The sequence below is a fragment of the Vibrio sp. D54 genome (assembly GCF_021728075.1).
GTDB lineage: Bacteria > Pseudomonadota > Gammaproteobacteria > Enterobacterales > Vibrionaceae > Vibrio > Vibrio alginolyticus.
The window spans coordinates 508,839-528,909 of record NZ_JAKKCS010000001.1 but is presented as its reverse complement, the minus strand read 5'-3'; the positions used below and the strand labels follow the sequence as shown (position 1 = coordinate 528,909).

Genomic DNA, 20,071 nt, shown 5'->3' with positions numbered 1-20,071 from the left:
ATTAGTATTCGAGTTAAGCCTCGATTATGTTTGTGATTACTTTTTTAATTCGGCTTGTAGGGCGCGAAATGCGGTTACTTGCTCTTCAATCAACTCGCGCTTTTCGTTACGGCCTAAATAAACCTTGAAAATATTGCTTCCGCACTCTGAGAAAAAACCAAAATAGTGACTCTCTCTACCCATAAACGGTTTACTGACTAATGCGACATTTTTAACGTTATCTAATTTAAGGTGGCCGTGCAGTTCACCTTCTCTACCCATTAAATTGTAATAGCCACGCGCCACTTTTCCTTTTGGAAACGGCGCTTTAACTTCAAAGATAGAACCAAAAGAGTGGACGATGGTCGTCACCGGGCCAAAACCAACCAAACTTTCTAGGATGCTTTGCGCTTGCTCTCCTGGTGCAATAGCCACCATTTCCTGAGGTAGAGCCGCAACAACCTCAAACTCGGAAATGCCAAGACGCTCTGCCATCGCAGCTGGCAATAATTGTGGTTCTTGCACTAGTAATACTTCAACTTGTTGCTTGATTGATTCCATTGTGTCTTCCGTTTTTGTTCAATTTGTTTTCATTAATTATTGGATGCTTTCGGTACGGTTTCGTTCATCTCTGACGTGAGTACCTGAATACAACTTTGAGCCAATGACACTGCCCAGAAGCTGCCTGCAAGAGTAAGGACTGCGCTACGTTCATGTAGTTGTACTAAGCCTTTCGCTTGCCACACTTTAAATAGAGGCAATAAAAACCCGAACGCGTCCTCTCCCATAAATGATGGAAGTTGATTTGCTTGAACAATGCCACGGTCAAACGCAGATTTGAGTGCAGAAAAAAGTGGTTCTAGAGAGCTTTGCTTCATCATCATCGCGATGGTGCTTTGACCTTCTTTGACCGCTTTAATATAGGTCTCTAGTGTGCGGTGTTGCATCATCCCGTAGCCACCGATATTACCTCCAGCACCACAGCCAATTGGCAATACCTCTGCATAAGTCTTGGCTAAACTATTGTATAAACTACGCTCGCGGTTATCGATTGCCCAATGGTTCACGCTAAGTTGCTTCATATGGTGTTTGGCCATAAAGTTCACACCGAGCTCGTACATTCCCGCTTTTTCTGGTGTGGTCGCAGGTGGCGGGATTTTTCCCTTTTCTACGAGGTTGAGCATGGGAGCTGACCCACCAACCACTAACTGATACAAATCCAGTCCGTGTGCGCCAGTCGAGAGGAAATCATTTAAATCTTGCTCTAACACTTCTTTGGTTTGATAAGGTAAGCCATAGAGTAAATCGATAATGACCGGAATTTTGTCTTCTTTGGCGATCTCGCTCACTCGTTTGAGGACATCTTCCCTATCATCTAAACGTTTTGCGCTGCGGCGCACTTGTGTATTAAAACTTTGCACACCAAAAGAGAAACGATTAAACCCACCCTCTAAAGCGCCTTGATACAACTCATCAGAAAAACGATTGATGCGACCTTCTAAGGTGATTTCGCAGTCTGCAGCCAAAGGAAAGTGGTCTCGGATAGCCTGGCCTAACACACGAACCTGTACTGGAGATAAATCCGTTGGCGTTCCGCCCCCGATATATACGGCGTGAAAAATACCATTTTGTGTCCAAGGTAATGCCGCTTTCTCTCTAAGCTCCTGCATTAATGCTTCAAAGTACTCATCAACCAGTGTGCGACTTGCAGCATTTTGAAAGAAGTTACAAAAAGTGCAACGAACGCGACAAAACGGAACATGAATATAAAGACAGCGCTTATTGGTCGCTTTAATTGAGTTAGCCGTAATACTCGAAAAAATCGCCTGTTGTTGAGACGAGGGCACAGGTACGCTCGCTCCCCCGGCATGTGCAGAATGCTTCTTAACAAAAGCAAATCGCAATGGATCAGGACTATCACTGCCCAACACTGATTCATCAAGCTTATCGATATCGACGCTCATATATACTCGCTTAACTCCCATCATGTAAGGGATGGAGGCTGATCTTAAAAATTCTGCAAGAATCATAATTTGAGCGTAATGATAATGCAATTGATAATTGATCTTATTTCCATTGTAAGTAATAATCTGCCCAAGTTTTCATAGTTTCCCGAGATATTCCGTGAACGTACAAAGATATGTCATTGCAGGAGGTGCTTCCCTTGCCATCCATGCCGCACTTCTTTTTGTTTCTCAAGAGACAAAGGTGTTCGCGATGCCGGCCGGAAACCCAGCAAGTTCGGTAAGTCTAAATCTTGTGTCTGCTCCTCCCGCTGTCGAAAAGTCTACACCAGAAAATGTAGCGCCACCAAAAGAGCAGCCTCAAGACCAACCTGAACCAGAAAAGAAGATTGTAAAAAAACAGGTCGTCAAGAAAGACGCTGTTAAGAAGAAGGTAGTAGAGAAAAAACCAGAACCGGTTAAACAATCTAAACCTAAAACGGTCGAGCCCACCAAAACCGTAACAAAGCAAAAGGTTCAGCCCGAAGCGAAACCAAAGAAAAAAACGGAACCGGTGAAGAAAGAGACGGTAGCTCAACAATCCGCACCTGCGAGCCAATCCAAAGGGGCAACGTCTCAGCCTGTCTTGGTCGACAAACCAACGTTTGTGAGTCAACCAACACAACCCCGTTACCCAAGGTCTGCACAAAGACGCGGTATTGAAGGTGTAGCCTTGTATGAGATATGGCTAGATGAGAATGGTAACCAGATTAAACAGGTTTTGATTGAGTCTTCCGGCACAGAGTCGCTAGATGCCTCAGCACTTCGTGCGATCAAACAGTGGCAATTTACACCACATATTTCAGGTGGGCTAAAAGTCGCTCACCGAGTACAAGTACCTGTTCGTTTTAAGTTGGATGGATAATGGAACAACTACAAGAATTACAAACTCAATTTGGGCTGATGACATGGCCTTTGATCATTTGCTCAGCTCTAACCGTGATGATCATCGCCGAGCGATTATTCCATGTGTTAATTAGCCTTGGTGTAGGAAAGCGAGCCATTCGCCAAAAGCTCACAGGATTAGACCCAACAAATGGGAGCGAACTTGAAGCACTTGCTGAAGAGTTGTCGAATAAGCGGCCGCTTCTGTACCGTGGTGTTGCGATGTTGCTTGCTCATCATTCGTTTTCGAAATCTTTAAGAGAAGATGCCGCAGGTATTTGGCTGCAAGAAAAACGCCATCAGTTGCATTCCGGCCTTCGTTTGCTGACGCTGATTGGCGTCATCAGCCCTTTAATTGGCTTGCTTGGTACGGTACTTGGCTTAATTGACATGTTTAAAGGCATCGCGGTTTCAACGGGGAATATCACTCCGAATGATTTAGCTGACGGCCTAGGTCTTGCTATGCGCACCACTGCTGCGGGTCTCATTATCGCACTTCCTGCCATTTCAGGAGCGCAGATCATTGGTTTGTGGGCGGATCGTGTAATCGCCAAGCTTGAGCACACTTTAAACTACGTCAACTTATGGCTTGAAGGTATCTCGTTACAGCATGTCTCGCCAGACCACTCAAAAGTAACACTGCGCTCTTCTGAGAAGATTGAGGCTGCAACTCAATGATTAAAACACCACAAGAAAATAGTCGTAACGGTTTAACCCCCGATTTAACACCGCTGTTAGACATTATTTTTATCGTCATGGTTTTCCTGATGTTAACCGCAGCGGTCAAACTCGATTCATTAGACGTCAATTTACCGAGCACAGAATCTCAGGCTGTTGCAGATGTCGATAAGCAATCCATCACGGTAAATATTCTTAAAGACGAGCCTTACTGGGCTATTAACGGCAAGACATATATCGATTGGGACAACTTTACCCTCGCGCTGTTAGAAGAGAGTAAGTCAAGCGATAAACCGATTGTAATTGGAGCAGAAAAAACCGCGAATATTCAGTCGCTAGTACAACTTCTCGGCTTTTTACAAGAAAACGGAATTCAAGCAACTCAGTTACTCACTGAAGAGCCATCATAAAAATAAGTAAGATAGAGATCCTTTCAAAATGAAGAACACACGCATCACTATTCATGCTGTTGTCACGGCAGCTATTTCCCTACTTGCGAGTAGTCAACTTTTTGCCAATGAAACGCCATCCTCAGAGCGCGTTGTTAGCGCAGGCAGCGCCGTCACTGAACTCTTGCTTGAACTCGACGCTAAAGATAGCTTGGTTGCTATCGACGTCACCAGTCAATTACCAAAAGAAATGGAACTGCCTAAAGTGGGCTACCATCGTCGTCTTTCAGCGGAGGGGTTGCTCGCCTTACGTCCGACAAAAGTCATTGGTTCTGATGAGATGGGGCCGAAAACAACATTGAACCAATTGAAATCGGCTGGCGTAGATGTAGAAATCGTTAATACTGATGCAAATGTCGAGGGCCTTTATCAACGTATTGATCAAATTGCGAACCTTATGGATCGCAAAGCTCAAGCTGAAAGCTTAAAGCAAGATGTCCAGGCGCAAGTACAAGTACTCAATGCAAACCAACCTGATCAAGCGAAGAAAAAGAAAGTGCTCTTTCTGCTGATCCATGAAGGGCGACCTGCAAATGTTGCGGGCTCACAAACAACACCCGATGCAATTATTCAACTCGCCGGCGGACAAAACCCAGCCGCTACACAACTCTCGTCTTACAAGCCTCTATCCACAGAAGCGATGGTAGAGATGCAGCCTGACGTGATTCTTGTTAGTGGTCGCAGCTATGAAACGTTGGGTGGTGCCGATGCAATTTTAAAAGCAATGCCGCTTCTTGCTGCAACACCCGCTGGAAAGAACAAAGACATCATAACGATTGATGGCCATGCTCTGGTAGGTGGTTTGGGCCTTAAAAGCCTTGCAGAAGCTAAACGCTTGAATGCACTGCTTTACCCATAGAGACATGACATGTTGTTAAGACGCATCCCCCTTTCAACGACGTTATCAGTGCTTAGTGGATTTTTAGCATTTATTGCTATCGCCTCTATTACCGTTGGCCCAATGAACATTAGCTTTGCTGACAGTTTGCGTAGCCTAACGGGAGGCAGTTCTGATCTCGCTCCTCACATTCAGTTGGTCATTAACGAAATCCGATTGCCTCGCACCATTTTGTGTATGTTCATCGGCGCCATTTTGGCAATTTGTGGTGTGGTTATGCAGGGCTTGTTCCGTAACCCATTAGCCGAGCCTGGTATCATTGGTGTGTCTGCTGGCGCTGCTCTTGGTGGTGCATTCGCTATTGTTGTATTTGCTGAATTTAGCCAAAACTATCCGCAACTAATGAACTTAGCGGCTCTGCCTCTTTTTGCTTTCCTTGGCGGTGCACTAACGACTATTCTCGTTTATAAACTCGGCACAAGTAAGTTTGGTACCTCAGTTACAATTATGTTGTTAGCCGGCGTTGCCATCAGCGCGCTCTCGGGTGCTGCGATTGGCTACATGAACTTTATCGCAGATGATCAGATGCTGCGAGATTTGACGCTTTGGTCGATGGGCTCATTAGCTGGTGCAAATTGGTCAGGGATTGCTCTATCTGCTGTAACACTCGTCATCCTATTGCTCTGGTTTCAGAAGAAGTCGATGGCGCTGAATGCTCTGTTGTTAGGGGAATCAGAAGCAAGACACTTAGGAGTTCCGGTTCAAAAACTCAAACGTCAGCTTATTTTACTTTCTGCACTGGGTGTTGGTATTACGGTGAGCATCAGTGGTGCAATTGGCTTTATTGGGCTCGTGATTCCTCACTTAGGGCGCATGCTCGCTGGGCCTGACCATCGAACGCTATTACCAATATCTGCCTTAATGGGAGCACTGCTTCTTACTGCCGCAGATATGTTTGCTCGTGTTGCAGTGGCACCAGCTGAATTACCAGTTGGAATCGTGACCGCATTGATTGGCGCGCCCTTTTTCATCTACTTATTGTTCAAGCAAAAAGGGAAGATTTTGTAATGAACCAGATCGTTTTATCGGGGAAAAACATTTCGATGACGTATGGCAACCGTGTGGTGCTCGATGACATCAACATTGATATCCGAGCTGGTGAAGTGACCGCCCTACTCGGCCCCAATGGCGCAGGTAAAAGTACTTTGCTCAAGCTTCTATGCGGTGAGATCTCTTCGAATCATCACATCACCTACTTCGGTAAACAAAAGCATGATTGGGAGCCTGAAAAAAGCGCCAAACATATTGCAATGCTCCCGCAGCACAGCACCTTAACCTTCCCATTTCTAGCCAGAGAAGTAGTAGAGCTGGGGGCAATACCGCTATCACTGTCCAATAAAGAAACCACTAAACTGGCTTTACATTACATGGAACAAACCGACGTATTGCATTTAGCAGAAAGCCTGTACCCGTCTTTATCTGGTGGAGAAAAGCAACGACTGCATCTAGCACGAGTGATGACACAACTACATCAATCTGGCGAAAAACGAATCTTAATGCTTGATGAACCTACCTCAGCGTTGGATCTCGCCCATCAACACAACACGTTAAAAATTGCTCGTGAAACGGCAAAAGCACAAAACGCAGCGGTGGTTGTGGTGTTACATGACTTGAATCTAGCCTCTCAGTACGCAGACCGCCTTGTACTCTTGCATAACGGGAAACTAGTTTGTGATGACACGCCATGGAATGCACTAACGTCAGAGCGCATTGAGCAAGTTTATGGCTATCGATCTATTGTGACAAAACATCCGACGCTAGACTTCCCTCAAGTGCATGCCGCAGCATAAAGCGTATCTCCTCTAAGCCGTCTCTAAAACACTTCGATACGACAAAGGCCCGCAATATGAGAGTTGCGGGCCTTTGCTTTGATAGTGGCAGAATTTGGTGCTTTAAAGGCTATTACTTGCTCATTTGGATCAATGATCGACCAATCAACCACTCAAGCTCTTTGTCACCACCCGCACCAAACTGGCTTTCAACCATTTTGTATAAGCGGTCAATACCATTAGCAGCAAATTCTTGCGCATTTTCAGCGGTGACAATGTGATGGAATAGCAGTCGTAAAATCGCGAGGAATTCAGCATCTTCCAGCGCTTTAATCCAACTTTGTGAAAATGCATTCAATCCTTTATCAAACTCTAAGTGTTCAATAAACATTTTAAAGATACGGCCATCCAGTGCGGCGGTGAAGTCCGTTTTCTTAGGGAAGTGATGGCTAATACCGGTACGCGATATACCTGTCTGCTGGCTTAGCGTCGTGTACGACATTTTGTCGTAACCTAATCTGAGTAGCTGATCAATAACGGCATCCATGATCTTTTGGATAGTGATTTCGGTATCTTCTTTACTACGCTTTGGCATATTTTAAGCTCTTCTCTTTGTAAATCCATCTAACTCACTATTAAATGAGGCCAGAATGAAATCATTCTTAGCATTATACCCGGCTCGCCGATGCGGTTCGATTAGCGAAAACCTAGAAATCAGGTTGCTAAGCGCTGCACTTGAAAGCGCTTTGGGTATATGTATTGCGACTATTTAATATCATGTCGAGTTCCAAACCATAACGTCTTTACACTGCGTAATGTGTAATTTTCAGTTATGTTTTTGTCAATACATGCTACTCAAAATAAGGCGAAAAGTTAGTCTCATCAAAACCTTGCGCCAATTATTCATCGAAACTATTCAAAGACCAAGAATGATAATTATTAAAAATAATCAATCAAGAAATAGTCTTATAAATTAACCATTAGTTCAACTGGACTGAGCAAAATCTCGTCACTATGTTCGTTAATTGATTTTAAATGTTGATATATATCACATTAACGTTCTTGATGATTTAGTAATCCAATCTTTAACCCTTACTTAACAGGTGCCTATTCTGTTCCTTTTTTACGCAAAAGTCGTCATTTTTGTAGATACAGATCAAATACCTGATAGAATACCCTTAGTATTTACAAGAGGATTCGTTATGAGTGTCGAATTAGAAAAAAACCAAGTATGTGAGGCCTGCGGCTGTGCTGGCGAGATAGGCTTTATCATCAAAGAAGGTGACGAGGTTGCCGACGTAACGGTTTTCGCACAGACAAAAACAGAGCTAGAGTCTGAACTACAAAAATACATCGAGCTCGCTAAATCAGTATGTGCTGATGTTGAATACAATGTTTCAGAAATAACCGAAGAAGCGAACCAAGCGACGGCTCGATTCAAATTTGAAGTAAGTGCTGAAAAACTTATCTTTGAATTAAAAACTCGCTCACTCGCGCGTTAATGAAAAAAGCGAGCATGATGCTCGCTTTTTATTTTTCCAATCTCTTAATCTTAAACCGCTCTAAATGAAACAGACAACTTCGGCGCGTTTATTTATCTTTTTTGAACACGACCCACTTTAACGAGCCATTGGTTTCAAAATCGTTCTCAGCGGTACACATCAGTAATACGCCTTCAACATTAATCACGGCCCCTGTGGTGTAGGCTTTATCATCGTAGTAACAGATACGCTGACCTACCTTACCGTCAGCAACTATTAGCGCTTTGTTTTCTGGTGTACTGTATGATTTAGCAAAAACGGAACCCGACAGCAGTACTGCAAAAACACCAGCGGTAAAAATAGATACACTTTTTAACTTCATGAAAATCTCCCTCAAACTTCAATAATACTAACAAGGACCCTTGTGAAGTTCTTGGAAGAATCTCATATTATTCAAATATCTACTGATATTTTTCTCACCTCTACGCTTGAATCTGCTTCACATTCAATCATTTAATTTATCTCATTTTAGTAAGCTTGAAGTTACTTAGCGCAGTAAAGAAGCGCACACTTTTAGCGTGTATCTCTAATTTGAATATTTAAGTTATGAATCAAAAACTGTGAGCAAAAAATGCATAATAGGTTTATTTAAGTATAAGATAAGCACCTGTTGATCTCGGTATTTAACTAAATCTTTGACTATGCGTTTTGTTTCCCTATGCCTTACTTCAATCCTGCTCTGCTCGTCTCCTTTGGCATATGAGCTAGATTACTATTCTAAGTTTGGTCACATCGATAATTACGGCAATCTTGATCTTAGAAACAAGCCTTACACCCAACTACCCTCTGGCCTAGTGGTAAAGGGCAACTTAAACATCTCACAAACCCCTATCAAAACCTTGCCCAAAGGGCTTGATGTTGAAGGCAGTCTGGAAGCAACTAACAGCGCACTCAAAGTTATTCGCTCAGGAACAAAGATAAAAGGCTATGCAAACCTACTAGGTAGTAAGATCGAAAACTGGCCTAAAGGCATCAAACTAGGCGGTTACCTAAATCTGACAGATACACCGCTAAAAGCGCTTCCAGCTAAACTTCGAGTAAAAGGTGATCTAAGTGTTATTCGCACTCCCATTTCTGATCTTCCTGAAGGATTGGTAGTTGATGGTAATCTTTATATTGGAGGATCAGCGCTGAAAGTATTTCCAGACACAATGACGGTGAAAGGGAATATCTATTTAGGTGGTAACAGGATCACAAAATGGCCCAGCAATTTAACCCTTGGTGGCGCCGTCGCACCTTAAAGAGCAGATAAACAAAAGCCCCGGCAGACCGAGGCTTTAAGGCATTCTGAATCAACGAGTTCAGTGAGGAAGATTACTCTTGGTTATTCACAGGATTAGCATAGCTCGCCACCAAATAAGGTCTTGCGCCTTCAGGTAGCTGGTCCAACTTATCCGCGAGATGACGCTTAACCGCTTCCGTAATGATGCTCGAATCTTCATGCCCAGCAGCTAACAAGTTGATTGGGTACAATTTGTAGTTGTTGTGAATTTGGCGGTCGATTTCACCAGCAAGAGATTCCGGCGTTTCAAACTCTTGCTCAATCACATCACCAAACGCAACATGTACACGGCCTTTATAGCCAACGATACCTTGAATGATGCTTTCGATATCTTCAAATTCGCCTTTTTCATAGCGGCCATTTTCTGCTTTTTCGTACAGCTCTTTTGCTTTGGCAATGTCACATGGATCATTTTCATAGGCAATCGAGACAGGAACGATTTTCAGAGAACGCGTGTACTCACCAAAGCTGATCTTTTGTTTACGACCTTCAACATGGAACATTTTTAAAATCGCAGGATCAGTAAAGTCGTTTCCATCTTTAGCACGACCTTCCTTTTGGGCAATCCAAATTGAATTGCCAGTATCAAGCGAATGTTTGATATAGCTTGACAGTTGTCCCAATGCTTTCATCATTTCTCTAGGCGCCTTAGCAGAGCGCTTAACGATGAAGCTCTTATTGAGTCGCATCAATTCTGTCGCACATGGCTTCTTCAGCAGGTTATCGCCAATCGCTATACGAACTGTACGGTGCCCACTTTGGTACAAGCCATAATTTACGAGCGCAGGGTCCATCGCAATATCACGGTGGTTAGAAACGAATAGGTATGACGTGTTTTTATCCAGCTTATCCAAACCAGAAAAAGTGACGCCATCCGTTGTCTTATTCAATGTATCTTTCAGATACTTCTTCACTTCAATCTGAATTGCTTCGACAGAATCAAGCTTGCTCCACTTGGCTTTCAGGTAGATGCGCAGGATCGGGCTCATTAGCGTTTTGAACCACGCTGCTTTATTAGCAAAGCGATGTTCTAGGATAGCAGTGATAAATTCATCATCTTGGATTAGACGATCCAGCGCTGCTGGAATTTCTTCGTCGTTGTAAGGACGAATTTCAATATAAGGATCGGTATTGGCTGTCATTGTTCATTACATATCAAAAAAAGCTGGCACATTTTACGCATAGTTTTGCTGACAAGCAGCATTTCAACCCATACTTTTAACATGGTCATACCAGTTAAGCCACCATTTATCATGCTAAAAAATTCTCTCTGCAGGTTGGAATCGTATGGGTTTAACGTTACCCTTAGCGCCAAAAAACACTGGTACTCATAATGAACTACGCAATTGAATTTCACGACGCTAAATACCCCTTTCTTGATGTAGCTGCGCGTAAAAAAGCATTGAAGCACAGTCTACTGTCTGTCATCGAAGGGTTAGCCGTCATTAAATTGGGTAAGCAGGAGTATGCCATTGAACCAGGCCAATATTTTTGGATTCCTCAAGGATGTTTGAGCTCCCTCACCTTTTTACCTAATTCTCGTGTATATCGTTGTGATTTTTCTGTGCGTTTAAATGACGAGTTCTCACAACAGGCGGGCTTTGTGAAGCCTTCACCGCTACTAAAAGCGCTCGTCGAGAAGCTAGCAACAACTGCCGAACGCTCGGATCTGCAAACCGATCTACTGACAGTAGTAAGACATGAAGTATTGACGCTGTCTCCTAAACTAGCGCACTCAACGTTAACGAGAACCATCAATCAATGGACTCCTGGCTGTGACATGAATATTTCTAAAGAGCTTTGCTTGGTACTAACACTACGTGAAGCAAGAAAAATGAAACTGTCGGGGAAGAAGGAAGAGCAAATTGTTGACTCTCTTTTTGCTGGTAACACCGAAGAATATGAACAGCTTTGCTTTTTAGTCTTTGGAGAAGCGCTATAACTTGCTCTTCAACAAGCTACGTCTTCAGCATTACGGACACAGAAAGTAGATTAAAACAAAAAGGGCGTACATTGATAATGTACGCCCTTCTTTCATTTGCTTGAGATGTCTAGAAAGGTACTTCTATCTGCATCATCCAGTCAGCGTCATAATATTCGTGCCAACGATAATCAAACCGCATTCTTGGCTGTCCGTCGGATTTATCACCAAAACCAACGCTGAACATCAACCCGTGACTACGAAGCCACTCTTCTGTATCCATTTTACTCTCTTCGTCTCGAAGCTCTTCCGGCATCCAAAAACCAAGACCAAAGTAATTCTTTTCTAAGTTTTGAGTTAGAAGTGGGGTGTCTTCCGGCTTAATCGCCCACTCCTCCCAATAGTTTTCTGTTGGTCCTTCAAGCTTCGCTTCCGCTGCATACCAAATCAATGTTTCAGTACTTAACACGCCGATGGAATCTAAAATTTCTTCACAGATTGGAAGAGTGTTATCTTCAAACACCACGGAACGATCAGAAAAATAGTTACACGCGGAATGAGCTTGTGTCACCACAAGCAGCGCACATGCACTAAATAAAACGACTCTGACCATGAAAATCTGACCTCTCAGTTCCCAGACAATGTTTCTCTGTATAAGCCTTTACTAAGTAATAAATCACGTACGGAAGGTGTTGTATAGGCACCGATCTCTTCACCCTCGGCCAGTGCTTTGCGAATATCTGTGCTTCTGACTTTTACTTTTTCAGGACATGCCATAACAGTCCAACGTTCCGTAATCTCTTCAGCTCTACTAAATTTAGCAAATTTGAAGAAATTATCAGGACCAATGACAAAAGTTATATCGGCAGTTGGGTAGATTTCTTGAATTTTTTCTAACAACGCATAGGTCGTCACACTTTGTCCAGGTTGGTATAAAGCTTGCTCTGCATCAGAACGCTGAACATTAGAAAGCCCCATATCCTTGATGAACGCGTCAACCATTTTGCACCGAGTTGGGTAATCAAGCATGTTCTTGCCCCAAGCGTGTGCAATGCTTGGCTCAAGTAGCACAAGATCAAAGTGGCTCAAAGACTCAATAACACTTTTATGCCCTAAACTAGGTGGGTTAAATGCACTACCAAAAATGGCGATTTTTTTCATATCCGGTGATTACCTGGTTGAAGAGAGTTTTCTAATCTGATGATTTCGGTATGATACTACTAATCTTTACAGCTTTTGACCCTAAAGTCGCATTTAATGAGCCTCAACTGTATGGTTTATCACCATTTGAGCAAATGTGCTTTAGAGTCTGAAATATTTGCAGGAAAAGGAACCCTAAATGGAACAATCCATCCGTGACGAAATGCGCGTACTCCCTTCAATTGATCCGCATTTTGAAATTGAACGCCGTGTCGCTTTTATTAAGCGTAAATTGCAAGAAGCGGGCTGTAAGTCTCTTGTTCTTGGCATCAGCGGTGGCGTTGACTCAACGACATGTGGTCGTTTAGCTCAGTTGGCTGTAGACCAACTAAACGAAGAAGCGGGCAACAATAGCTACCAATTTATCGCAGTTCGCCTGCCTTACGGGGAGCAAAAAGATGAAGATGAGGCTCAGCTCGCTCTGTCTTTTATCCAGCCAACCCATTCTGTATCGGTGAACATCAAAGCAGGTGTTGACGGGCTTCATTCGGCTTCTCACGTTGCATTAGAAGGCACAGACCTTCTACCAACTGATGCAGCAAAAGTCGACTTCGTAAAAGGCAATGTAAAAGCGCGTGCTCGCATGGTTGCTCAATACGAGATCGCGGGCTATGTAGGCGGCCTTGTTCTTGGTACTGATCACTCAGCAGAAAACATCACTGGTTTCTACACTAAATTTGGTGATGGCGCTTGTGACATGGCACCATTGTTCGGATTAAGTAAGCGCCAAGTTCGTGAAGTAGCTGCTACATTGGGTGCACCTGAGCAACTAGTGAAGAAAGTGCCAACAGCAGACTTAGAAGAGCTTGCTCCACAAAAAGCAGATGAAGATGCCCTAAGCCTAACTTACGAGCAAATCGACGACTTCTTAGAGGGCAAACCTGTTCCACAGCAAGTGAGTGACCGTCTGGTAGCGATTTACAAAGCAACGCAGCACAAACGCCAGCCAATCCCGACGATTTACGACTAAGCGATATTTTCAGCTCTCTTTAAAACTCAAAACGCTGCTAAAAATAGCAGCGTTTTTTTGTCTAGGAACAGTTTTTGTCGAAGGACAAAGGTGCTCTCGCCTAGTTGGTTACTGTTACGTCCGTCTCTGGCACAGCACAACATGCCAATACGGTTCCCATTGCACGTTCCTCATCAGTCAGCGCGGGCACGTCCGGATGATGAACTTGCCCCGACGTAAGCTGAACTTTACAGGCACCACATAAGCCTGCACGACAGCTATTGCTGATGACCTTCCCAGCATCTTCGAGCTGATCTAACAACGTTTTTTGGTTGTTGCCTACGACTTTAGTTCCATTAAAGTCAATAGCGAGACTTTTCTCTGGCTTTGACGTAAGAGAAGAAACTCCAAACGCTTCTTGATGGTAGTTTTCCTCTGGCAGCCCTTTTCTTAGTAGAAGACTTTTCGCTTTCTCCATAAAACCATCAGGACCACACACAAACACTTGGCGCTGTTCAACATCTTTTATTTGCTTAATGTGTGACAAACTTAAACGCCCTTTTAACCCAAACCAATCAACGGCAGGCTGCGTCAAGCAGATTTTCACTTCTAACCCCGGGTGCTCACGCTTTAACTGCTCCAACTCTGAGCGACAAGGAATATCATTTTCGGTGCGACATTGATGGTAGAAAACCACGTTCTCCAACTGATTATGATCCGCTAAGTAACGTACCATCGATAGCATTGGTGTTACTCCGCTACCCGCAGAGAGTAACAGCAGAGGCTGCGCTTCATGCGTTTTTAGGTGGAACTGGCCATCAGGTTGTTCTGCCTCTAAAACATCACCGACTTGTAAGTTGTCTAAGAGTGAGTTAGAGACTCTTCCACCCGCGATACGCTTTACAGAAATAGCATAACGACCCGGGCGAGAAGGACTGGATGATAAGGTATAGCGTCGACCCACTTTCTTACCATCAATATTCACCTCTATTGGCAGGTGTTGTCCTGGCAAGTAATTAGGCAACGAGCCTTTGTTTGGCTCTAACCATAAGGTCACAAAGTCTTGGGCAATTTCTTCACGCTCAACACATGTAAGCTTCATGCGCACTGGCGAGTTATCTGCGTAAAACTCCGGCTCTTTGTACTCCAATACTTCAACTTTATCGCCTTGACGAATAATGCCTTCATTTCGCGCGACAAGATTCTGGCCAAAGAACACACCACCGACATCGTTTGCACGGAACTGTTGCAAGGTTTTGAGCGGCTCTTTGCTCTCACGGAATGTGCCTCTTTGGGTATTCACTGTAGTCAGGATACAGCGCTCGCAAGGTTTGAGAGACTCAAACTCTACCTCACCGATTCGTATGCGCTTCCATGAATCTTCTTCAAATGGCTTAGTATCAGAGACAACTAAGTTAGTACGAAACTGATCCATTGAGTGTAGCTCTGAACTTCTTCGGTTCAGCTCATCAAGTGAAGCTTGGCTGATCACTAAAACCGGATAACCATCAGCAAAACTGACGTTTTGACCTAGCTTTTCACGGACACGATTCGATTGCTCACCACTAAACAACAACTCAACGCGCAGCCCCAGCACACGACTAAACCAGTCATCTGCATCATCTGTCGTGGTATAGGCAGTAAACGTATCTTTCCAAACCGTTGCAGGTGTCTCCTGCATTTTGAAATCTTGGTAACGGATTTTAAGTGGCTCCATACCCAAACTACTAAACACCACTCCATCGGACAATAAGGCAGACTTAATGGTTACCATTTGCGGATACTTTCGCGCAGTGATCATCGAGCCATCAGCTTTCGCAATCATAAAGCGACGATCGAAGCTCAATCCTTGCTTCTCAACCCATACGGACGACAGCGATAATCCGCCAACTGACTTAACCGGAAAAACATTAATTTGGGATAAAACGGGTTGCGACATGGCCTTCTTCCTACGGGTGTTTTTTATTTGTTGCGGTATTGTATACTCAAATCACATTAAGTTGCAGAGTCTACTGCCTCTTCATCCATCGCAACTTTCTCGAAACCATATTCTTATAAATTTGGTTTTAGTGACAAGTATTTACTACACTCAATATTCGCGTTTTTTAACACCGTTCTGACCAAATACCGTTTGATAAAGTGTGATACGACACACATAATTCACCCAAGTTATCACTACTCCCATTTATCGATTTGGAGCTTAATTATGGATACAAGAAAACTGGTTCTGATTTTGTTATGTATCTTTCTTCCGCCTGTCGCGGTGTTTATGGAGAAAGGTCTAAATAAAGACTTTTTGATTAATCTAATATTGACGTGTTTCTTCTTTCTACCAGGTACGATCCACGCGCTTTGGTTAACAATGAAGTAACCACTTACACTCTCACTCTTTATAAAATTGAAAAATGGGATGAAATATGAGGGCAATTCCTCTATCATCCTGTCGCCTAAGCGCAAGCGTTTGCTCAAAAGCAAATACGGCGCTTAGGCTCCAATCAGACAACTTTTCAATGGTGGGAGCAATTAATGACAACACTGACTATCACTCGTCCTGACGACTGGCACGTTCACTTACGCGATGGGGAAGTTCTTAAAGACACCGTTCGCGACATCAGCCGCTACAATGGCCGTGCGCTGATTATGCCAAATACCGTCCCACCTGTTACTACAACTGAGCTCGCCCTAGCCTACCGTGACCGAATTCTCAAAGAGCAACATGGCGAACAGTTTGAGCCTTTAATGGCGCTTTACCTTACAGATAACACGACACCAGACGAAATACGTAAGGCTAAAGCAACCGGACACATTGTTGCTGCCAAGCTCTATCCTGCAGGCGCTACCACAAACTCAGATTCCGGTGTGACCAATGCGAAGAACATTTATCACGTTTTAGAAGCAATGGAAGAAGTAGGAATGTTACTTTTGGTTCATGGGGAGGTAACACATCACGATGTTGATATCTTCGACCGAGAAAAAGAATTCCTTGATACTGTCCTCGCTCCTATCGTCAATGACTTCCCTAATCTTAAAATCGTACTAGAACATATCACCACCGCCGACGCAGCAAACTTCGTTAGCAACGCCTCAGACAACGTAGCTGCTACCATCACTGCCCACCACCTTCTTTTCAACCGTAACCACATGCTTGTGGGTGGTATTAAACCTCATTTCTACTGTTTGCCAATTCTTAAGCGCGGAACCCACCAACAAGCGCTGATCGAAGCAGCAACTAGTGGTAGCAAGAAGTTTTTCCTAGGTACAGACTCAGCGCCACATGCGAAAGGGGCAAAAGAATCGGCTTGCGGTTGTGCTGGTTCTTACACTGCACACGCAGCGCTAGAGCTTTATGCAGAAGTCTTCGAAAAAGAAGGCAAGTTGGAAAACTTGGAAGCTTTCGCAAGCTTCAACGGTCCTGATTTTTACGGCATTGCACGTAACACAGATACGGTAACGTTAGAAAAATCCGCTTGGGATGTGCCAGAAACGATGCCATTTGGCAATGATATCGTTGTGCCTATTCGAGCAAATGAACAGATCGAGTGGAAAGTGAAGTAAGTACTTTACTGACGTTTCACCCATAAAACAGGGTCATGCTTTTTGTAAAAAGAAGTCATGACCCTTGTTATTATCGTCTCATGTTTTAGATGTGATTATTGACCACGAAGCTTTTCAACCATCGTCCATACCGCAACCACAACCAACCCCGCCACAAAGCCGATAATACCGTTCAGTAAAATAGGCAAAATGGCTGTAGCAACCGAATGACCACTAAAGTTCATAATAATCGGCTCTACAAAGTGATGAATGGCTGGCACGTTGTGCACCACAATTCCTCCACCCACCAAAAACATCGCAGCAGTTCCTACAATGGTTAACAACTTCATCAACTTTGGTGCAAAAGCGACCAAGGCCCCTCCGACTTTCGCCACCCAACCGTTACCGTTTGAGCGACTTTCAAGGTAAAGGCCTAAATCATCTAGCTTCACAATCCCAGCGACTAGTCCATAAACTCCAACCGTCATAATCACTGCAATTAAACTGACAACTAAAATTTGCGTAACAAGACTGGCTCCTGTCACGGTACCTAACGCAATCACGATGATCTCTGCTGAAAGGATAAAGTCTGTCCGAATCGCACCAGAAACTTTACGCTTTTCATACTCTTCTATCGACTCGCCAGTATTAACTAGCTCATCTTCTTCTTCGTGCGGATGCGAGTGAGGAAACACTTTCTCAAGTACTTTCTCTGCCCCTTCAAAGCAGAGAAATAAGCCGCCAATTAGCAATAATGGCATGATAAGCCATGGAATAATCGCGCTAATAAGTAAAGCTGAAGGAACTAAAATCAATTTATTTTTGAATGAGCCTTTTGCAACCGCCCAAACCACTGGAATCTCTCGCTCAGATGCAACACCAGACACTTGTTGAGCGTTTAACGCTAGATCATCTCCCAACACACCTGCGGTTTTCTTTGCCGCCATTTTTGACATTAAGGCGACATCATCAAGCACCGTGGCAATATCATCCAACAGTGTGAGTAAACTTGCTCCAGCCATTTTTTGTCTCTTATATGAAATTGAGTAAGTAACAAAATGTAACACCAATGAATCACTCATCAAAGTGATGATTTTGCAAAGAATACCACCCCAAATGGTGTTTTATATTGCCGTAAAGATAAGACAGGTCTAGTCTTGTGATACCTTTCAGCAGTCAAAAGAAAAAGTATAGATGAAAAGTGGATACATTTACCCAATCGGTACTCCTGGCCAACCTTGGAACGAAGAAGAACGTAAAGCTTGGTTAGCAACGCAAGAAGTAAAACGTAGCTACCAAGATGAAGTCGTCAGTAAAATCGATGCCCTACGCGAGCGTTTTGATGTTGAACAATATGGTGCGCTCTCATACAACGAGGCACGCTTCCCTCTGTTTTGTATCAAAACACGCAATTGGGATTCAACTAAACCTGCTGTGTTGGTCACAGGCGGCGTGCACGGTTACGAAACCAGCGGTGTACATGGCGCTTTAAAGTTTGTAGAAACGGAAGCAGAGCGCTATGCAGAGCATTTCAATATTGTCGTTGTACCCTGCGTAAGCCCTTGGGGTTACGAGGTGATCAACCGCTGGAATCCAAACGCGATTGATCCAAACCGCTCTTTCTATAAAGACAGCCCTGCTGAAGAGTCCGCTAACCTCATGAAGCTCGTTGCAACTTTAGGCGATGTGTTAATGCACATTGATCTACATGAAACGACAGATTCTGACGAAACTGAGTTCCGTCCAGCCTTAGCTGCTCGTGATGGTATTGAGTACATTGAAGGTATGATCCCAGATGGCTTTTACACGGTGGGAGATAGTGAAAACCCTCAGCCTGACTTCCAAAAAGCGGTCATTGAGTCAGTTGCAAAAGTGACTCACATTGCACCAGCAGATGAAAACGGCGAAATCATTGGTTCACCCGTCGTACAGTTTGGCGTTATCAACTACCCAATGGTAAAACTGGGCCTGTGTGGCGGCGTAACAAATTGCGTTTACGGCACGACAACGGAAGTGTACCCAGACAGCCCAACGGTGACCGACGAAGAATGTAACGATGCACAGGTTGCAGCCGTGGTGGGTGGTTTGAATTACATAATCGCTCAGCTATAACAATCGATTCTTGTATTGCTCCGGTGTCATGCCGGAGTATTTCTTGAACATCGCGATAAAAGGGCTAGCTTGGTTATAACCTAACGTCAGAGCGACTTCTTTTACGGTCTGCCCTTTACGCAGCAACTCCATAGAATGCAAATAACGTACACGTAAGCGCCACTCAGTAAAGCTCATTCCTAATTCACTCTGGCAATGTCTCGCTAACGTGCGTTCTGTGGTATGCACTTTTGCCGCCCACTCCGCCAAACTGATCTCATCCGTCGGCGATTCTTCTACTGCTTTTAAAATCGGTTCAAGATACTTATTGTCGGTAGTCGGTAAAAAGTGATGTTCGACTTCTTGCTTTGCAAGCTGGTCCAATAACACTTGTACCAAGCGCTTGTCTTCATCAGTTTGCGCCACGTTAATGTCTCGCTGACGAAAGTCCTCAATAATAGATGACACGATTGGAGTCACTTTGATCAAGCTCGTTTTGGTAGGAAAATGCGCTGTCAATTCAGGGGCAATGTTCAAAGAACAATATTCGATTGGCTTACGGTTGTAGCTAGTGTGACGAATTCCGGCGGGAACCCAAATAGCAAGATGTGGAGGTGCTAGAAATCTTGTGTCTTCTGCATCCATCTCCAGAATCCCACCGCTGATCAGTTGCACTTGCCCCCAAGGGTGGCTATGAATTCGTGTTTCTGTATTAGAGAGAAACGCTTCGAAATTCATAAACACATCTGATGGCGCACGATCGATTGATAAGGAGGGGTGAAGATTTCTGGCGCTCTTTTTCAAAATTGTCTTCCTATCGCTTACGATGTCTTTTAAGAGATACTTTTTATTATAAAGACCTGCCAGACTAGCGCCATCAATAATTGTGCTA

Annotated in this window: 23 protein-coding genes; 13 read left to right on the top strand and 10 right to left on the bottom strand. The window is 43.9% G+C overall.

All coding sequences use genetic code 11. From position 1 onward, the window contains the following. Nucleotides 1–36: 36 nt before the first annotated feature. Nucleotides 37–540 carry a heme utilization cystosolic carrier protein HutX gene (gene hutX / locus L3V37_RS02380; RefSeq protein ID WP_237305758.1) on the bottom strand — a complete coding sequence of 168 codons (504 nt, stop codon included), beginning with the start codon at nt 538–540 and terminating at the stop codon, nt 37–39. A 32-nt stretch (nt 541–572) separates the two neighbouring features. Continuing rightward, on the bottom strand, nt 573–1,943 hold the full coding sequence (gene hutW / locus L3V37_RS02375) for a heme anaerobic degradation radical SAM methyltransferase ChuW/HutW (protein ID WP_237305757.1): 1,371 nt from the start codon (nt 1,941–1,943) through the stop codon (nt 573–575). A 160-nt stretch (nt 1,944–2,103) separates the two neighbouring features. Between hutW and L3V37_RS02370 the strand changes: the two genes are divergently transcribed. From L3V37_RS02370 to L3V37_RS02345, 6 genes are read left to right on the top strand one after another with little or no spacing between them, the layout of a single operon-like run. Then, nucleotides 2,104–2,847: an energy transducer TonB gene (locus tag L3V37_RS02370; RefSeq protein WP_021707650.1), complete on the top strand. Its 744-nt coding sequence runs from the start codon at nt 2,104–2,106 to the stop codon at nt 2,845–2,847. Beyond that, complete coding sequence (locus L3V37_RS02365; protein WP_005385044.1) at nt 2,847–3,545, top strand: MotA/TolQ/ExbB proton channel family protein; 699 nt, start codon at nt 2,847–2,849, stop codon at nt 3,543–3,545. Before L3V37_RS02370 ends, L3V37_RS02365 begins: the two co-directional genes overlap by 1 nt. Then, nucleotides 3,542–3,955: a biopolymer transporter ExbD gene (locus L3V37_RS02360; protein ID WP_005375322.1), complete on the top strand. Its 414-nt coding sequence runs from the start codon at nt 3,542–3,544 to the stop codon at nt 3,953–3,955. The genes L3V37_RS02365 and L3V37_RS02360 overlap by 4 nt, the downstream gene beginning before the upstream one ends. Nucleotides 3,956–3,983: 28 nt before the next feature. Next, nucleotides 3,984–4,853, top strand: coding sequence for a hemin ABC transporter substrate-binding protein (locus L3V37_RS02355; protein WP_237305756.1), 870 nt, complete (start codon nt 3,984–3,986; stop codon nt 4,851–4,853). A 9-nt stretch (nt 4,854–4,862) separates the two neighbouring features. After that, nucleotides 4,863–5,900 carry an iron ABC transporter permease gene (locus L3V37_RS02350; protein ID WP_237305755.1) on the top strand — a complete coding sequence of 346 codons (1,038 nt, stop codon included), beginning with the start codon at nt 4,863–4,865 and terminating at the stop codon, nt 5,898–5,900. Beyond that, nucleotides 5,900–6,682 (top strand): heme ABC transporter ATP-binding protein, encoded by a 783-nt coding sequence (locus L3V37_RS02345; protein ID WP_005385036.1) that lies wholly within the window; start codon nt 5,900–5,902, stop codon nt 6,680–6,682. The genes L3V37_RS02350 and L3V37_RS02345 overlap by 1 nt, the downstream gene beginning before the upstream one ends. A gap of 112 nt (nt 6,683–6,794) precedes the next feature. Here the strand turns inward: L3V37_RS02345 and L3V37_RS02340 are convergent, their stop codons facing one another. Next, nucleotides 6,795–7,256, bottom strand: a complete 462-nt coding sequence (locus L3V37_RS02340) for a TetR/AcrR family transcriptional regulator (RefSeq protein ID WP_005385033.1) — start codon at nt 7,254–7,256, stop codon at nt 6,795–6,797. A 607-nt stretch (nt 7,257–7,863) separates the two neighbouring features. Here L3V37_RS02340 and L3V37_RS02335 point away from each other — a divergent pair. After that, nucleotides 7,864–8,163 carry a YfcZ/YiiS family protein gene (locus L3V37_RS02335; protein ID WP_005385031.1) on the top strand — a complete coding sequence of 100 codons (300 nt, stop codon included), beginning with the start codon at nt 7,864–7,866 and terminating at the stop codon, nt 8,161–8,163. An 88-nt stretch (nt 8,164–8,251) separates the two neighbouring features. On the opposite strand, the gene L3V37_RS02330 is transcribed toward L3V37_RS02335, so the two are convergent. Continuing rightward, on the bottom strand, nt 8,252–8,524 hold the full coding sequence (locus tag L3V37_RS02330) for a YnjH family protein (RefSeq protein ID WP_005375306.1): 273 nt from the start codon (nt 8,522–8,524) through the stop codon (nt 8,252–8,254). A 319-nt stretch (nt 8,525–8,843) separates the two neighbouring features. Here L3V37_RS02330 and L3V37_RS02325 point away from each other — a divergent pair, with 319 nt between their 5' ends. Further along, a complete protein-coding gene (locus L3V37_RS02325; protein ID WP_005375305.1) occupies nt 8,844–9,443 on the top strand; it encodes a hypothetical protein in 600 nt (199 codons plus the stop codon). Between the two features lie 73 nt (nt 9,444–9,516). On the opposite strand, the gene L3V37_RS02320 is transcribed toward L3V37_RS02325, so the two are convergent. Further along, nucleotides 9,517–10,626: a 1-acyl-sn-glycerol-3-phosphate acyltransferase gene (locus tag L3V37_RS02320; RefSeq protein ID WP_005385027.1), complete on the bottom strand. Its 1,110-nt coding sequence runs from the start codon at nt 10,624–10,626 to the stop codon at nt 9,517–9,519. A 191-nt stretch (nt 10,627–10,817) separates the two neighbouring features. Between L3V37_RS02320 and L3V37_RS02315 the strand changes: the two genes are divergently transcribed. Next, complete coding sequence (locus L3V37_RS02315; RefSeq protein ID WP_064369671.1) at nt 10,818–11,426, top strand: hypothetical protein; 609 nt, start codon at nt 10,818–10,820, stop codon at nt 11,424–11,426. Between the two features lie 109 nt (nt 11,427–11,535). On the opposite strand, the gene L3V37_RS02310 is transcribed toward L3V37_RS02315, so the two are convergent. Further along, nucleotides 11,536–12,018, bottom strand: coding sequence for a hypothetical protein (locus tag L3V37_RS02310; RefSeq protein ID WP_237305754.1), 483 nt, complete (start codon nt 12,016–12,018; stop codon nt 11,536–11,538). A gap of 14 nt (nt 12,019–12,032) precedes the next feature. Continuing rightward, the gene (locus tag L3V37_RS02305; RefSeq protein WP_005375300.1) at nt 12,033–12,566 is read right to left on the bottom strand and encodes a nicotinate-nicotinamide nucleotide adenylyltransferase; all 534 of its coding nucleotides are present in this window, start codon (nt 12,564–12,566) and stop codon (nt 12,033–12,035) included. A gap of 178 nt (nt 12,567–12,744) precedes the next feature. Between L3V37_RS02305 and nadE the strand changes: the two genes are divergently transcribed. Further along, nucleotides 12,745–13,575 carry an ammonia-dependent NAD(+) synthetase gene (gene nadE, locus L3V37_RS02300; RefSeq protein ID WP_005375299.1) on the top strand — a complete coding sequence of 277 codons (831 nt, stop codon included), beginning with the start codon at nt 12,745–12,747 and terminating at the stop codon, nt 13,573–13,575. 100 nt (nt 13,576–13,675) lie between these two features. Here the strand turns inward: nadE and L3V37_RS02295 are convergent, their stop codons facing one another. Further along, nucleotides 13,676–15,493: a hybrid-cluster NAD(P)-dependent oxidoreductase gene (locus L3V37_RS02295; protein ID WP_237305753.1), complete on the bottom strand. Its 1,818-nt coding sequence runs from the start codon at nt 15,491–15,493 to the stop codon at nt 13,676–13,678. Between the two features lie 267 nt (nt 15,494–15,760). Here L3V37_RS02295 and L3V37_RS02290 point away from each other — a divergent pair, with 267 nt between their 5' ends. After that, nucleotides 15,761–15,925 carry a YqaE/Pmp3 family membrane protein gene (locus L3V37_RS02290; RefSeq protein ID WP_005375297.1) on the top strand — a complete coding sequence of 55 codons (165 nt, stop codon included), beginning with the start codon at nt 15,761–15,763 and terminating at the stop codon, nt 15,923–15,925. Nucleotides 15,926–16,080: 155 nt separating this feature from the next. Next, the gene (gene pyrC / locus L3V37_RS02285) at nt 16,081–17,109 is read left to right on the top strand and encodes a dihydroorotase (protein WP_104976464.1); all 1,029 of its coding nucleotides are present in this window, start codon (nt 16,081–16,083) and stop codon (nt 17,107–17,109) included. Nucleotides 17,110–17,204: 95 nt separating this feature from the next. Here pyrC and L3V37_RS02280 read toward each other — a convergent pair whose 3' ends face one another. After that, on the bottom strand, nt 17,205–18,110 hold the full coding sequence (locus tag L3V37_RS02280) for a DUF808 domain-containing protein (RefSeq protein WP_237305752.1): 906 nt from the start codon (nt 18,108–18,110) through the stop codon (nt 17,205–17,207). 172 nt (nt 18,111–18,282) lie between these two features. On the opposite strand from L3V37_RS02280, the gene L3V37_RS02275 reads away from it, so the two are divergent. Next, on the top strand, nt 18,283–19,200 hold the full coding sequence (locus L3V37_RS02275; RefSeq protein ID WP_053303824.1) for a M14 family metallocarboxypeptidase: 918 nt from the start codon (nt 18,283–18,285) through the stop codon (nt 19,198–19,200). Here the strand turns inward: L3V37_RS02275 and L3V37_RS02270 are convergent. Next, nucleotides 19,195–19,983 carry a helix-turn-helix domain-containing protein gene (locus L3V37_RS02270; protein ID WP_005385013.1) on the bottom strand — a complete coding sequence of 263 codons (789 nt, stop codon included), beginning with the start codon at nt 19,981–19,983 and terminating at the stop codon, nt 19,195–19,197. The genes L3V37_RS02275 and L3V37_RS02270 overlap by 6 nt on opposite strands. Between the last annotated feature and the right edge of the window lie 88 nt (nt 19,984–20,071).

Bases quoted from the DNA above. Each gene is read 5' to 3' on its own strand.
- hutX (WP_237305758.1), bottom strand. From the start codon at position 540: ATGGAATCAATCAAGCAACAAGTTGAAGTATTACTAGTGCAAGAACCA.
- hutW (WP_237305757.1), bottom strand. From the start codon at position 1,943: ATGAGCGTCGATATCGATAAGCTTGATGAATCAGTGTTGGGCAGTGAT.
- L3V37_RS02365 (WP_005385044.1), top strand. From the start codon at position 2,847: ATGGAACAACTACAAGAATTACAAACTCAATTTGGGCTGATGACATGG.
- L3V37_RS02360 (WP_005375322.1), top strand. From the start codon at position 3,542: ATGATTAAAACACCACAAGAAAATAGTCGTAACGGTTTAACCCCCGAT.
- L3V37_RS02355 (WP_237305756.1), top strand. From the start codon at position 3,984: ATGAAGAACACACGCATCACTATTCATGCTGTTGTCACGGCAGCTATT.
- L3V37_RS02350 (WP_237305755.1), top strand. From the start codon at position 4,863: ATGTTGTTAAGACGCATCCCCCTTTCAACGACGTTATCAGTGCTTAGT.
- L3V37_RS02345 (WP_005385036.1), top strand. From the start codon at position 5,900: ATGAACCAGATCGTTTTATCGGGGAAAAACATTTCGATGACGTATGGC.
- L3V37_RS02340 (WP_005385033.1), bottom strand. From the start codon at position 7,256: ATGCCAAAGCGTAGTAAAGAAGATACCGAAATCACTATCCAAAAGATC.
- L3V37_RS02335 (WP_005385031.1), top strand. From the start codon at position 7,864: ATGAGTGTCGAATTAGAAAAAAACCAAGTATGTGAGGCCTGCGGCTGT.
- L3V37_RS02330 (WP_005375306.1), bottom strand. From the start codon at position 8,524: ATGAAGTTAAAAAGTGTATCTATTTTTACCGCTGGTGTTTTTGCAGTA.
- L3V37_RS02325 (WP_005375305.1), top strand. From the start codon at position 8,844: ATGCGTTTTGTTTCCCTATGCCTTACTTCAATCCTGCTCTGCTCGTCT.
- L3V37_RS02320 (WP_005385027.1), bottom strand. From the start codon at position 10,626: ATGACAGCCAATACCGATCCTTATATTGAAATTCGTCCTTACAACGAC.
- L3V37_RS02315 (WP_064369671.1), top strand. From the start codon at position 10,818: ATGAACTACGCAATTGAATTTCACGACGCTAAATACCCCTTTCTTGAT.
- L3V37_RS02310 (WP_237305754.1), bottom strand. From the start codon at position 12,018: ATGGTCAGAGTCGTTTTATTTAGTGCATGTGCGCTGCTTGTGGTGACA.
- L3V37_RS02305 (WP_005375300.1), bottom strand. From the start codon at position 12,566: ATGAAAAAAATCGCCATTTTTGGTAGTGCATTTAACCCACCTAGTTTA.
- nadE (WP_005375299.1), top strand. From the start codon at position 12,745: ATGGAACAATCCATCCGTGACGAAATGCGCGTACTCCCTTCAATTGAT.
- L3V37_RS02295 (WP_237305753.1), bottom strand. From the start codon at position 15,493: ATGTCGCAACCCGTTTTATCCCAAATTAATGTTTTTCCGGTTAAGTCA.
- L3V37_RS02290 (WP_005375297.1), top strand. From the start codon at position 15,761: ATGGATACAAGAAAACTGGTTCTGATTTTGTTATGTATCTTTCTTCCG.
- pyrC (WP_104976464.1), top strand. From the start codon at position 16,081: ATGACAACACTGACTATCACTCGTCCTGACGACTGGCACGTTCACTTA.
- L3V37_RS02280 (WP_237305752.1), bottom strand. From the start codon at position 18,110: ATGGCTGGAGCAAGTTTACTCACACTGTTGGATGATATTGCCACGGTG.
- L3V37_RS02275 (WP_053303824.1), top strand. From the start codon at position 18,283: ATGAAAAGTGGATACATTTACCCAATCGGTACTCCTGGCCAACCTTGG.